Source organism: Paenibacillus sp. FSL R7-0333, assembly GCF_038000365.1.
Classification (GTDB): Bacteria; Bacillota; Bacilli; order Paenibacillales; family Paenibacillaceae; genus Paenibacillus_AQ; species Paenibacillus_AQ silagei.
The window spans coordinates 3,354,855-3,367,834 of record NZ_JBBOBZ010000001.1 but is presented as its reverse complement, the minus strand read 5'-3'; the positions used below and the strand labels follow the sequence as shown (position 1 = coordinate 3,367,834).

Sequence of the window (12,980 nt, the reverse complement as noted above, 5' to 3'; positions counted from 1 at the left end):
GATTAGCCTGCTATACTGGGATTTGCAAGTAGGATAAGGAGTGAGAACAGATGAACAAGCTGGTATTTTTCCTCGGACCCGGAGGGGCGGGCAAAACCACACTAGCCAAGGCTGTTGCAGCCCGGCGTCCGGCGGCGGTGTTCGATATGGACATTCTGCTGCGTCCGGCAGCAACCGCGATCATGACTATGCATGGGCTTGACCCTGACGACAGGGATTCCGATGAGTATAAAAGACTATGCCGCGACCTAGGCTACCGCATTACCATGGATGCAGCGCTGGATAATATCGGTCTGTCCAGCGATATCTACGTGGTGGGTCCTTTTACCAAAGAAGCGGCCGATCCGGAGGGATCGGCCGCGAGCTGGCGCGCATCGGGCGCACACTGGAGGAAGTCGAGGTCAAGGTAGTCCTGGTAGGACTTGCGGATGCAGCCATGTTCCGTGAACGGCTTGAAGGCAGACATTCCGCGCTCGATGCCTGGAAGTTCGCCCATTGGGAGAATTTCAGCGCTTCTCTAGGTCTCCGCACCGTAGCCTGGCCGCTCCCATCTGCACAGGTGGCGCAGATCGACAATTCCCATCCTGACCGGAATGTCGCTATAGCGGCGGTGGAGGCTTTTATTTATGGAGAGGAAGCTACCGCTTAACCGCATGAACATAATGAATCGTCTCAAAAGCGCTTAGAGCATCATTCCGGCCGCTGAAAAACCTCTCGTTGATCTCAACCGGAGACAGGTGCTCGTAGACTAGCAGCCCGGCCTCGGCCAGCAGCTCCTCTATCTCCGAATAGCTGAACCAGGATTGCATGGGCTCGCCGCTGGCAGCAGCCATTTGCACCATTTTAGCCACCCGGCCGGACACGCCCTGCTCTTCCATTAGATACTCATCTGCATAATCCAGAACGATAGAGCTTCCTGAGGGAACTTTTGCGAGCAGCTCCTTAATCAGGCGGGCATTCTCCTCCTTGGTAAGGTAGTAGGATACCCCCAGCAGGCTGAACAAGGTCTTAGCTTCGGGATCGAATCCCCGATTAAGCAGACTGGAATAAGAGAATTCGCCCGTGAAGTCCATGGGGACGAGATGAAGATTGCTGGGAACCTCAAGCTGTGCGTCCTTAAGCCTCTGCTGCTTGGATGCCTGGGTAGCAGGAGCATCTACTTCAAAAATCGTGAGCTGCTCCATAAGCGTAGGATAACGGTAAGCAAAGCTGTCCAGCCCCGCGCCAAGAATTACATACTGCTTCAGCCCGAGACTCAGCTCATGCAGCACAATAGCCTCACAGTAGGCAGCACGTGCCAGCGGTGTGGGGGATAACTGAACCTGGACAATCCATCTCAAGATGGCTTCAGGATCGTCCGGGTACCTCTCCGCGATCTCGGGACTGAAGAATGCAATTCCCTGCACCATATTCCTGCGGATATCCGCGAACTCCTGCGGTGATATCAGCTTCGGCGCCACATCATCATTGAAGATCTTGGGATTGTCATATTGACTGTGATAAGCTCGGCCAAAAGCGGCCACTAAGGCAGTCATGCTGGACTTGTTCTGCTTCATTCGTGATTCCTCCATGCAAAAATAAGATTCCCCTGGCCAGGAGAACCTTATTATATACACAAACTATTAATATGTAAATTATAGCATAAAAAATTTTTTTTGTCAATGATAGATGTTACAATATTCCTTGTTCATCCTTGGTTTAACAAGCCCATTGGTCACTTTTTGAGACAGCCCCCTTCCCGTTAACTCAGCTAGGCTCTGCTCTAAGATAAGCACCAGCTTCACTGAAGCTGGTGATCTCCCCGCTGCCGACAGCGGCACAGAGCGCCGCCCCTACCGCCGCTTCCTCAGCATGTTCACCAAGCTCAAGCGGTAGCCCGAAGGCCGCTTCGGCCTTGGCGCACAGGACCGGATTACTCCGCAGCGCATTGCCTGAGCCTATAAGGCGGCTGAATGTACCCGCGCCCTGCTGTTCCAGCTCTGTCAGGAAGCCGTGCAGTTCATCTACCATTCCTTGCAGAAAAGCATGGGCCAGCCTGCCGGGAGTAAAATTCTCCAGCGTGATTCCTTCCACACTGCCGCGCTTCTCCGGGTCTGTTCTTGTCCCCAGAAACTGTGTATTCACCGTAAGTCCTGTGCTGGCGCTTCCCGGCACCTCTTCACTGAGCAGCCTGGACATCAGGGAATAGAGATCTGTCGGCGCTTCTCCGGTGTATGCGGTGATCAGCTGCCGGAAGAATCCCTCCAGCAGGGCATACGACTTGCCGCCGCTCAGGGCGGCCCCAACCATCAGCACCCCGCCGCCAGGGAACGGGCGTACCTCCATCGCGGAAGGAGCTTTGGCGCAGTCAGGCAACCAGGCCGAGAGCTGGCTTCCTGTGCCGATGTTCAGCAGCAGGGATTCTCCGGGCTGCGGCACGCTGCCCAGGAAGCTGGCCTGATTATCCCCAAGCGAAGTGTATACGGGAATGCCTTGTGCCGTGCTGCCGATTGCCGTCCCGGAGGGGACGACCTGCGGCAATAACGAACAATCGATGCCGGCCATACCAATCGCGTTTCTATCGAAATCCCCTGTCCCCAGACTGAAGCCCCCGATCCCCGCTGCCTGCGTTGCATCAATCAGCGGCACTTCACTGTTCACCAGCCTCATCGCAATATAGTCCGCAATTGTGCAGAAGCTGACTGCGCGTTCAGGGACAAGCTGCCCGGACACATTATAGTAATGGGTGGCGAGTCCATAGCCGGGAGCTACAATGTACCCGGTAAGATCACTGAACTGCTGCGCATAGGTAGGACTGTCCATCCCTCCGGTGAGCTGTCCCGCCCGTCCATCCTGCCAGGTATACAGCGGACCTGTTGCCCTCCCGCTTTTATCCAAATAGACAATGCCATGCATCTGCCCGGTTAAGCCAATTCCCGTTACTTCCGGCTGCTGCGCCAGCAGACGTTCAAGTATATGTTCCACCTGCTTCACAATCAATTCCGGGTCTTGCAGCCGCTCCCATTCCTGATTCAGGCTGATAGGCAGGTCCGCTTGTGCTTCCGTAATACTATACAGAATCGTACGTTTCTCCAGATCATAGAGTAGCCCGGAGATGGATGTAGTTCCGATATCTAGTCCGGCCGTAATCATAGGCTCCATCCTCTTCCCTGTTGTATAGCCCAATGTTAAGCCTTCGCGAAGGATAGCGTCAACCGGGCGCATAAAACACTATGAAGCAAAAGATACTAGACCAGAGAAAGATAACTATACACGGAGGTACATATATGAGACTTCACAACAAAGTAGCTGTAGTAACCGGGGCGGCCTCCGGGATGGGGAAGGCGATTGCCATCCTGTATGCGAAGGAAGGAGCCAAGGTCGTAGTGGCGGATATTCATTTGGAGGCTGCGGAGACGGTGGCCGGTGACATTAAAGCTCGCGGCGGGGAAGCTCTGGCTGTACAAGCAAATGTTGCAGATGAGTCTGATATCCAGAATCTGATCGACAGTACAGTCAGCACCTACGGCACGGTAGATATTCTGGTGAATAATGCGGGGATCATGGATAACTTTGAACCGGCGGGTGATATTGAGGATGAGAGCTGGGAGCGGATTCTCGCCGTCAATACAACTTCGGTGATGCGTGCTACGCGCAAGGTACTGCCTATTTTCCTGGAAAAACAACAGGGTGTTATCATTAACGTTGCCTCGGTAGGCGGTCTGTTCGGTGCCCGTGCCGGTGCGGCTTATACAGCCTCGAAGCATGCGGTTATCGGCTTTACCAAGAACACCGGATTCATGTATGCTGCCAAGGGAATCCGTTGCAATGCGATTGCGCCGGGCGGTGTGGAGACCAATATTGGTTCAACCATGACCCATATCCATCCATTTGGCATGGAACGTACACAGCCGGGCATGGCGCTTAATCCACGGATGGGCCAGCCCGCAGAAATCGCACAGCTCGCCTTGTTCCTGGCTTCAGAGGAAGCAGGCTTTGTGAATGGGGCAGTCATTACCGCAGACGGCGGATGGACTGCTTATTAGCAAAGGCCATCCCCCGCATGCTACGGGAAGATGGCCTCTTTTCTTAAACTACATTTATTGCTTCAGCTCCGTGCATCCTGCACCCTGATATTGCTCCCGAACAAGGTGGAATCACTCGTCAGCTTGTAGGCCGGATACCCGGCCTCTGCTTCGAGGCGCATAACGTCATCGAACAGCAATTCCTGCTGACGGTCACAGAGGAAGGTGAACGGCTCGGTCTGAAACACAATATCGGTCGGCGAAGGCTCGCTGACTACCCGGATGACCAGCATGCCATTACAGCCGCAGTCCTCCGTATCGTAGAACATTTTGAATTGCCCGGGCTTCCCGGCCAGGCTCTGCTCCAGCCGTTCGCGGGTCATTGCATTAAGCTCAATCTGCATCTGTAATTTCTCCCTTCAGGACAACCTGTCCGGTATGCTGTATCTGTAGGCGACAAGTATAGTCCCTAATCTGCGCAGACCCGTGTGACAGCAGTCACTGTGAATGTGAAAATATAACTTTCTGCGCACATGACACATCAGCGATGAATTCTTCCCCCTGAATATAACACAGAAACAGGCGCTGCCATATCCTGGCCTACAGCCCGGAGATGTCAACGCCTGCCCTATTCTGCTTCACCCGATCTGCGAGCGTACGGCTTCTTCCAGATTCAGCAGCTCCGTTCTGACCTGGACTACCTCGCCGATTATGATCATGGCCGGATTGCTGATCTTCATCGCGGCGGCGACCTTGTCGATATTGCCAAGCGTGCCGGTCACGATCCGTTCGCGCACCGTTGTTCCGTTCTCAATTAGTGCAATCGGGGTCTGCGGATCTTTGCCGTGTACCAGCAGCTCCTTGCAGATCTCCTCCAGCTTGCTTATGCCCATATATATCACAAGCGTATCCACACCGTGGGCCAGCGCATCCCAACGCAGCGGCGAATCCTGGGTCTGGCAGCGGCTGCCGGTCACGATGGCGAAGGAGGCCGCCACACCGCGATGGGTCAGCGGAATGCCCGCAGAAGCGGCTGCGCCCACCGCCGAGGTGATTCCCGGAATCACCTCATAAGGAATACCGGCAGCGGCAGCGGACAACGCTTCCTCCCCGCCCCTGCCGAACACGAACGGGTCGCCGCCCTTTAGCCGGACCACGTGGCTTCCGGCTGCGGCATGGCGGATCATCAGCCGCTCTGTCGTCTCCTGCGGCATCGAATGCAGACCCGGCGCTTTGCCGCAGTAGATGCGTACAGCATCGACCCGGGCATAATCCAACAGCTCCTCATTCACCAGCCGGTCGTACAGAATCACATCGGCACATTGAATGCGCCGCAGCGCCTTCAATGTAATCAGCTCGGGATCACCCGGACCAGCGCCTACAATGGATATGCTGCCCTGCTTCATAGGCTTTTCTCCAGGGCAGGTGTGCCCGGGAGCCCCGCCTCTCCGCGTCCCGGAAGCTCTGCTGCCGCAGTTGCTCCGGGTTTGCTGGCTTTTTGCGACAAATAGAATAGCAGGCCCGTGAACAACAGCCCGCCCGCGAAGTTGCCGAGCAGCACCGGAATGCCGTTCCAGATCCACCAATCCGCCATAGTCACATTCGCTCCAAGCATCATCCCCGCCGGAATGACGAAAAAATTGACAACCGTGTGCTCGAAGCCCTGTCCGAAGAAGGTCAGGATGGGGAGCCACATGGCGAGGATTTTGCTGGAGGTGGATTTCGAGGTCATTGCCATCACCGCACCCAGCGTAACCATCCAGTTGCAGAGCATTGCCTTGATTAAGGCCAGCGCCAGCCCCTCTGCCCCCAGGCTCTGATAAGCCGTCGTCTTCCCTTCACTTGCCGTAATCAGCGTCTGCACCATCGGGTTCGACAGATCAGTGCCCATCTTCGTAATTGTCAGCCCATATAATGCGGCATAGATGGCGCACCCGATCAAATGTCCGAGTATGACCCAGAAGTAGTTCCCCAGCATGCGTCTGAGCGTAGTCTGCTTCTCCAGCACGGCCAGCGGGATCAAGGCGAAGCTGCCGGTAACCAGCTCCAGCCCGAGGAGAATAATCATTACGAAGCCTACCGGAAAAAGAATCGCGCCCACCATAGGGATCTTGGTCTGTGCCGCTGCGGTGAAGGCCAGTGTGGTGGCGCATGCCAGAATGGCACCGCCGAGACTGCCGCGGACAATGAGCTGCATGATGCCCAGTTCTGCTTTGGTTTTTCCCGCTTCAATCATGGAGCCCAGCACTTCGCCTGGTTTGACATAGTCCATTTATGAATCCCCCTTTATACGTGTCCATGGATGAATGAATCAGATCGTTAAGTACAAGCTGCCTGTGGCGTGATCGACTTCCACCTCATAGGTGGTCACATGTCCCGTATCGGGGGCCTGCACCTCGCCTGTATGCAGCTCGATCCGCCAGTCATGGAGCGGGCAGTGCACTTTGGAGCCACAGACCATGCCCTCCGAGAGCAGGCCGCCCTTGTGCGGACAACGGTTCTCCACCGCCAGCACCTCTCCGCTGCTAAGCCGGAACAAGGCAATCTCGGTATCGCCTACCCGTAATTTACGTGATCCTTTGATATCTACCTCATTCAGGTTGCCGATTAGCAGTTTGGTCATTGTCATTTCGGTTCCTCCTTAGACCGTCTCGGGTAACGAGATCGCTTCAAAATTCTTGCGCAGCTCCGGGGTATTCACAATCTGCTTCCATGGATCGGTAGTCAGGCTGAGCGTCTTCTGAATTCTCTCCACCAGCGCCGCCCGTTCCTCCGGTGATTCCAGCGCCTGCTTGATGCTGTCCAGGCCCACGCGCTCGATCCACTGTGCGGTCCGTTCATTCCATCCGGCTTGCTCGCGGTAGTATTGCAGGAACGCACTTGCCCATTCCAGGACCTCATCATCGGTCTTCACCACGCAGAGCAGATCGGTCGCCCGGACATGAACGCCGCCGTTACCGCCGACATGCAGCTCCCAGCCGCCGTCAATCGCCACCACCCCGAAGTCCTTGATTGTCGCTTCCGCACAGTTGCGCGGACAGCCAGATACAGCCAGCTTCACCTTCCCCGGAGCATTCAGCCGTTCAAAAGCCTTCTCTAGCCGAATTCCCATCCCCAGCGCATCCTGGGTCCCGAACCGGCAGAAGGTGGAGCCTACGCAGGTCTTTACGGTGCGCAGCGTCTTGCCGTAGGCATGGCCGGAAGGCATATCCAGCTCCTCCCACATCTTCGGCAGATCCTCCTTCTTCACACCCAGCAGATCCAGACGCTGCCCGCCAGTGAATTTGACCAGCGGCACATCGTATTTCACCGCGACCTCCGCTATCTTGATCAGCTCTGCCGGAGAAGTGACCCCGCCGTAGATTCTCGGCACCACAGAATAAGTTCCGTCCTTCTGGATATTGGCATGGTAGCGCTCATTCGTATATCTGGATTCATTCTCATCCACGTATTCCTCCGGCCAGAGCATGCCCAGGTAATAGTTCAGTGAAGGGCGGCATTTCGGGCAGCCTTCCTCGTTGCTCCAGGACAATACATGCATGACTTCCTTCACCGTGGTCAGCTTCATCCGCTTGATCTCGGCGACAATCTCATCCCGGCCCAGCGTCGTGCAGCTGCAGATGCCCTCTTTGACCGTAACGGCCGCCTCTCCGGCGTAGAGCTGGAGCAGTCCCTCTACCAATGGCTTGCAGCCGCCGCAGGAGGCGGAAGCTTTGGTGCAGGCTTTGATCTGTCCGACACTGGTACAGCCGCCGGCGGTAATCGCTTCGGCAATGGTTCCCTTCGTTACTCCGTTGCAGCCGCAGATGATCTCGTCATCAGGCATCCCTTCCAGCCGGTTGCCCTTGGGCGAAGCCAGCGCATCAGCCGGAATGCCGAGCAACAGTTCTTTCTCGCGCCCCTTGATATTCTCGCCCTTCTTGATCATCGAGAAGAGCAGCGCGCCGTCATTCGTATCGCCGAACAGCACGGCACCGATCAGCTTATCCTCCTGGATGACCAGCTTCTTGTAGATCCCCTCCGTCTCATCCTGGAACCAGAGCGCCTTCGTTCCGGGCTGCTCGTTGTATTGTCCCGCTGAGAAGACATCTACACCAGATACCTTCAGCTTGGTCGAGGTGACTGAACCGGCGTAGCCCTCTGTGGGAGCGCCTGCCAGTCTTTTGGCCAGCACAGCGCCTTGCTCATACAGCGGGGCTACCAGGCCGTAGGCAATGCCGCGATGCTCTGCACATTCCCCGACGGCGTAAATACCGGGCAGGCTGGTCTCCATATAATCGTTCACCACGATGCCCCGGTTCACCTCAATCCCGCTGTTGCGGGCAAGCATAACATTCGGCTTGATCCCAACCGCCATCACGATCAGATCGGCCTCCGCCATCTCGCCGTCTGCGAACAGCAGGCCTTTGACTCTCTTTTTGCCGAGAATGGCTTCCGACTGCTTCTTCAGCAGGAACTTCATGCCCTGAGCCTCCAGCTCTCCCCGCAGCATCCGGGATGCCGCCTCGTCCAGCTGACGCTCCATAATATACTCGTGAATATGAACTACCGAGACATCCATCCCCAGATGCAGCAGCCCTCTGGCCGCCTCCAGTCCGAGCAGACCGCCGCCGATGACGAGCGCCTTGCTGTATTTTTGCGAGACGTCCTGCATGATTTGAGTATCCTTGATGTCACGGAAGGCAATGACGCCCTCCTTCTCTGTTCCGGGGATCGGCAGCATGAAGGGATTGGAGCCGGTCGCCAGAATCAGCTCGTCATATGCGGCGGTAACTCCTTTATCCGTATAAACTGTACGTGCAGCAGTATCAATAGAAGTTACTGTGTGTCCCGTATACAAGGTAATATTGAAGCTGCGGTACCATTCGAGATCATTAATTACGATTTCATCCAGGCTTGCCCCGCCTGCCAGCACGGAAGACAGCATGATACGGTTATAGTTGGGATAAGGCTCTGTGCCAACAATCGTAATCTCGTACGCCTCCGGCGCCAATTTGAGCAGATGCTCAATGGCTCTGACCCCCGCCATCCCATTGCCGACTACTATCAGTTTTTTACGCTTCACTGTCATCTGTATCTCTCTCCTCTCCAGGTGCACAACAGAAATAGCCCGCTTCACTCCGCCCGGAAAAGATACATTTCCCGTAAGCGATATAAGTGAGAGCAGGCGCCATTGCCGCTTCAGCCGAATACATCGTTGTATTCGTGAATTGTTGAATTTGTTAAAACGACTATACTACAGCCGTCTACAATACGTCAATAATTATGACATATAAAATTTAATTAATTTAATTTATCGACAATAACGCTGAATTAGTGTTATATAATATAACATAGTCTATCCTGTAATTGGATTATCTGCAATCATACAAGATGTCTCTATTCTTAGGTAAAAGGAGCGTCGTCCCCCATGCATTCCCTGTTGGTTATAGAGCCTGCCGGAACAGAGAATCCCGCAGAAGCGCGCTCCTCTGATGGGCCTGATCACATCTTAAGCTCTTGCGGCTATGTAGTTGGAACCGCAGCGTCACCGGAGCAGGCCGCTCCGTTCATCGGCGATGCCGACGCCTTCATCCTCAACCTTCCGGTGACGGATATCAGCCACTGGAGATCCCTGCTGGTGCGGCAAAGGATCGCGCCGGTCATCTGGTGGTGTACCCCGCATACCGCTAACCTCTCCGTCTCTGCCTGCGGCGACGATATTATCGTGGACGGCATTCTGTCCCCTGCCATGGAGCCGCCGGAGATTCACTGGACGCTTCATTTCAGTGCCAGGCAATGCTTCGAGCGCAAGCAATGGCTGAAGGAACGGGAGCAGCTGCTCTCCCGGATCGAGGAACGCAAATGGATTGATATGGCCAAGGGCATTCTGTCCAAGGCCAAGAATATCAGCGAATCGGAAGCCTATGACCTGCTGCGCAAGCAGGCGATGAATGAACGCAAACGGATCGTCGATGTAGCAACCTCCATCGTCAAGGTCTACCAGATGCTGCAGGATCAAACTTAAGGAGAACGCCATATGATTAATATTCTTAAGGAAGTTGCCCGCGGCAAACGCGGTGCGAAGGATTTAAGCTACGGGGAAGCCGAATATGCGGCGGAAGCCATACTCCGTCAGACCGCTTCACCGGTCCAGATCGGTGCGTTCCTGATTGCAGAGCGCATGAAGCTGGAGAGCCTGGAGGAGCTGGAGGCTTTTGTGGCAGTCTGCCGTAAATACGCCTTCCGTGAGCCTGTTCACCAGGGAATCGACTGCGCCGGTCCGTATGACGGGAGAGTGCATTCCTTCATCGCTACCTTCCCAACGGCCTTTCTGCTGTCAGCCGCAGGTCTGCCGGTTACCCTGCACGGTTCAGCGGGCTTGCCGCCCAAATGGGGAATTACGCTACAGGATATTATCCAGGCCGGCGGAGTGGATATAGCCGGACTGAGCCGCAGCGACGCGGTTCATGCCGCTGAAGCCAGCGGGGTTCTGTTCGTGAAGTCGGAGCAGTGGTGCCCGCCGCTGGGGGAGCTTCGCGGACTCCGTGAGGATATTGGCATGCGGACGATTCTCAATACGGCTGAGAAGCTGATTGACTATTCCTGCTCACCGTTTATTGTATTCGGGATATTCCATAATACGGTATTCGACCGGATCTCCCGGCTCATTGTGAAGCTCGGCTATCAGCGCGGGCTGGTGGTGCAGGGTGTGGAAGGCTCGGAGGATCTGTACATTGACCGGCCGAACCGTGTATACCGGATTCAGGATGGAGCAGCGGAGCTGGATATCATTGACCCCGAGACGCTTGGCCTGGAGGTGACACTGCCTGAGGAGCAGGAGTGGACGGCTCTGCGGCAGCTCCGTATAGCAGAGGAGGTCCTGCAAGGCGGCGGGCACATGGCCTACTACAACCAGACGCTGCTGAACGCCGCTGCGAGACTGCATGCCGCCGGGCGTGTGAATTCTATTGAGGAAGGCGTCTATACCTGCAAGCCTCTGCTGGATAACGGGCGGGCCTGGACCGCGTATTCAAAATGGAAAAATGCAATACTCTGCAGCACAGCGGCTTCTCTGGGGCAGGCGCAGGCTTGACGGACACTAACTCTAGCAATGAAAGCAGACTGATCATCAGTCTGCTTTTTTAGTGCGACATTCAGCTACTATTGAAAATTCTAATCTCCTAATCTCATCTATTTGTCTATTTTATGGCATCTATGAACCTTTCATCTTTCCTTGAATATATTAAACAACCGGGATTCGAGTGCTTTATACAATTATCAGATTATTAGGAGGAATGACAATGGCTGTTCTATCTACTGGTCCCATTGAAAACAATCCAGTAAATGGGACAAGACCCACCCTATCATTAACCGTTAAGCTCGAAAATAGAGACCCTTCCAATTTTGCCTCAGTAACGATTCAAGGATATATGCTGAATGGAAGCCGAACATTGTATGTCAGTGAATCTATTTCGCTTGCACCAAATGCGGTAGCCACCAATAATTATTATGCGAATTTCAGCTTTGACTTTGTGATCACCTTCACAGGTGTAAGTTCCGCGAACTTCGCAGCTTCATCATGGGGCAAAAGCAGTACCGGGGCGCTTGTTACAGCTCATCGTTTAGTAGCTTCAGAAATGCTAGGAAGTGGAACTGGCATACCTGGGGCGACTGGAGCGACTGGATCCACAGGGGTGACCGGGGTGACTGGGGCTACGGGGGTGACTGGGGCTACCGGATTGACTGGGGCTACAGGCGTTACGGGAGCTACAGGGGTGACCGGGGTGACCGGGGCTACGGGGCTGACTGGAGCTACAGGTGCTACGGGAGCTACAGGGGTTACCGGGCTGACTGGGGCTACAGGCGTTACGGGGGTGACCGGGGCTACGGGGGTGACTGGAGCTACAGGTGCTACAGGAGTGACAGGAGTGACAGGGTTGACTGGGGCTACAGGAGAAACTGGTCCCTCTGGCAGTGCGACTGGAGCGACGGGTGCCACTGGGCCGACTGGGCCGACTGGAGCTACGGGGACGGGAGTTACTGGGGCTACGGGTGTTACAGGGGCTACAGGTGTTACGGGAGCCATTGGTGTTACGGGAGCCACTGGTGTTACAGGGGCCACTGGTGTTACGGGAGCCACTGGTGTTACGGGAGCTACAGGGGCTACGGGAGCCACAGGGGCTACGGGAACAGTGCAGCCAGATCCCTTTCAGGTGTATGTCCAGGCAGGAGCCGTTGGGGGAAACGGGACACAAGCCAGCCCTTTTGGTACCATTCAACAAGGTGTGACAGCCGTATCACCCAATGGTACAGTTTATATTATGGGCGGGACGTATCCTGTAACTGCTAATATCGGAATTAATAAGGTTGGCGTCACCATTAAAGGATTTCCCAATAGCCTGATTATCCTTCAGGCAGCGGTCATCGTCTTCACCGTTACCGGGAGCGGCGTGACGATTGATGGGCTGACCATAACGAGTGATAACCCATACGCTGTTGAGTTCATTCAAGTAGCGGGAACCAATCATACCATCATCAATAATGTGATCTATGGTCCGCCGCAGGCCGGACCTTCCTCCGGCTGGGTAGTAAACCGGGGGTTAGTGTCTGCTGCCAACAACATGACCAACTTGATCGTGCGGAACAATGTTTTTTATTCTTTGCGCCAGCCTGCCTATTTCAATCAGAATGCAACGGGTGAGATCATTAATAACATTGTTTACAATACACGCGGCTTCGTAAATGACCGGGCGGTTCTAGTCTATTCAGGCAACGCCTGGGGCAGTCCGGTGAATGCTGTGGATATCGCATTGCTCGTTGGAACGATTACAGGTCCTCCGTTTGATCCGTTGACAGATCTTAGCGCGAATAACAGCACCGCTACAATTCAGGACTCCCGTTAACCAAAGCTGCCGTTATCTGTATACAATAGAAGCGCATGTCCGTGTTAGTCACGAACTGCGCTTCTTGTCTGTTTCAGGAATCATTCATTAT

The 12,980-nt window shown here is 54.9% G+C and carries 13 protein-coding genes; 6 read left to right on the top strand and 7 right to left on the bottom strand.

Annotated elements, in window-relative coordinates; all coding sequences use genetic code 11:
- Positions 1 to 50: 50 nt before the first annotated feature.
- Both MKY86_RS14030 and MKY86_RS14025 read left to right on the top strand, forming a co-directional pair.
- Positions 51 to 410 carry a hypothetical protein gene (locus MKY86_RS14030; RefSeq protein WP_340827028.1) on the top strand — a complete coding sequence of 120 codons (360 nt, stop codon included), beginning with the start codon at positions 51 to 53 and terminating at the stop codon, positions 408 to 410.
- Positions 411 to 436: 26 nt separating this feature from the next.
- The gene (locus MKY86_RS14025; protein WP_340827026.1) at positions 437 to 649 is read left to right on the top strand and encodes a hypothetical protein; all 213 of its coding nucleotides are present in this window, start codon (positions 437 to 439) and stop codon (positions 647 to 649) included.
- Here MKY86_RS14025 and MKY86_RS14020 read toward each other — a convergent pair.
- Together MKY86_RS14020 and MKY86_RS14015 are read right to left on the bottom strand one after the other, a co-directional pair.
- Positions 639 to 1,556, bottom strand: a complete 918-nt coding sequence (locus MKY86_RS14020) for a class I SAM-dependent methyltransferase (RefSeq protein WP_076086608.1) — start codon at positions 1,554 to 1,556, stop codon at positions 639 to 641. The two genes, MKY86_RS14025 and MKY86_RS14020, sit on opposite strands and share 11 nt — an antisense overlap.
- 190 nt (positions 1,557 to 1,746) lie before the next feature.
- Positions 1,747 to 3,132 carry a sedoheptulokinase gene (locus MKY86_RS14015; protein ID WP_076086611.1) on the bottom strand — a complete coding sequence of 462 codons (1,386 nt, stop codon included), beginning with the start codon at positions 3,130 to 3,132 and terminating at the stop codon, positions 1,747 to 1,749.
- 134 nt (positions 3,133 to 3,266) lie between these two features.
- Between MKY86_RS14015 and MKY86_RS14010 the strand changes: the two genes are divergently transcribed.
- Entirely contained in the window at positions 3,267 to 4,025 is a 759-nt protein-coding gene (locus MKY86_RS14010) for an SDR family oxidoreductase (RefSeq protein WP_076086614.1), read from the top strand.
- Positions 4,026 to 4,087: 62 nt separating this feature from the next.
- Here the strand turns inward: MKY86_RS14010 and MKY86_RS14005 are convergent, their stop codons facing one another.
- The 5 genes from MKY86_RS14005 to nirB all read right to left on the bottom strand — a co-directional run bounded on the left by MKY86_RS14005 (position 4,088) and on the right by nirB (position 9,075).
- Complete coding sequence (locus MKY86_RS14005) at positions 4,088 to 4,408, bottom strand: iron-sulfur cluster biosynthesis family protein (RefSeq protein ID WP_076086617.1); 321 nt, start codon at positions 4,406 to 4,408, stop codon at positions 4,088 to 4,090.
- 234 nt (positions 4,409 to 4,642) lie between these two features.
- Positions 4,643 to 5,410 (bottom strand): uroporphyrinogen-III C-methyltransferase, encoded by a 768-nt coding sequence (cobA, locus tag MKY86_RS14000; protein WP_076086620.1) that lies wholly within the window; start codon positions 5,408 to 5,410, stop codon positions 4,643 to 4,645.
- Complete coding sequence (locus MKY86_RS13995; protein WP_076086623.1) at positions 5,407 to 6,276, bottom strand: formate/nitrite transporter family protein; 870 nt, start codon at positions 6,274 to 6,276, stop codon at positions 5,407 to 5,409. The genes cobA and MKY86_RS13995 overlap by 4 nt, the downstream gene beginning before the upstream one ends.
- Positions 6,277 to 6,315: 39 nt before the next feature.
- A complete protein-coding gene (nirD, locus tag MKY86_RS13990) occupies positions 6,316 to 6,627 on the bottom strand; it encodes a nitrite reductase small subunit NirD (RefSeq protein ID WP_076086655.1) in 312 nt (103 codons plus the stop codon).
- 18 nt (positions 6,628 to 6,645) lie between these two features.
- Complete coding sequence (gene nirB, locus MKY86_RS13985; protein WP_076086626.1) at positions 6,646 to 9,075, bottom strand: nitrite reductase large subunit NirB; 2,430 nt, start codon at positions 9,073 to 9,075, stop codon at positions 6,646 to 6,648.
- 339 nt (positions 9,076 to 9,414) lie between these two features.
- On the opposite strand from nirB, the gene MKY86_RS13980 reads away from it, so the two are divergent.
- The 3 genes from MKY86_RS13980 to MKY86_RS13970 all read left to right on the top strand — a co-directional run bounded on the left by MKY86_RS13980 (position 9,415) and on the right by MKY86_RS13970 (position 12,889).
- A complete protein-coding gene (locus MKY86_RS13980; RefSeq protein ID WP_076086629.1) occupies positions 9,415 to 10,011 on the top strand; it encodes an ANTAR domain-containing response regulator in 597 nt (198 codons plus the stop codon).
- Positions 10,012 to 10,023: 12 nt separating this feature from the next.
- A complete protein-coding gene (locus tag MKY86_RS13975) occupies positions 10,024 to 11,079 on the top strand; it encodes an anthranilate phosphoribosyltransferase (RefSeq protein ID WP_076086631.1) in 1,056 nt (351 codons plus the stop codon).
- A 208-nt stretch (positions 11,080 to 11,287) separates the two neighbouring features.
- Entirely contained in the window at positions 11,288 to 12,889 is a 1,602-nt protein-coding gene (locus MKY86_RS13970) for a collagen-like protein (protein WP_340827019.1), read from the top strand.
- Positions 12,890 to 12,980 lie beyond the last annotated feature (91 nt).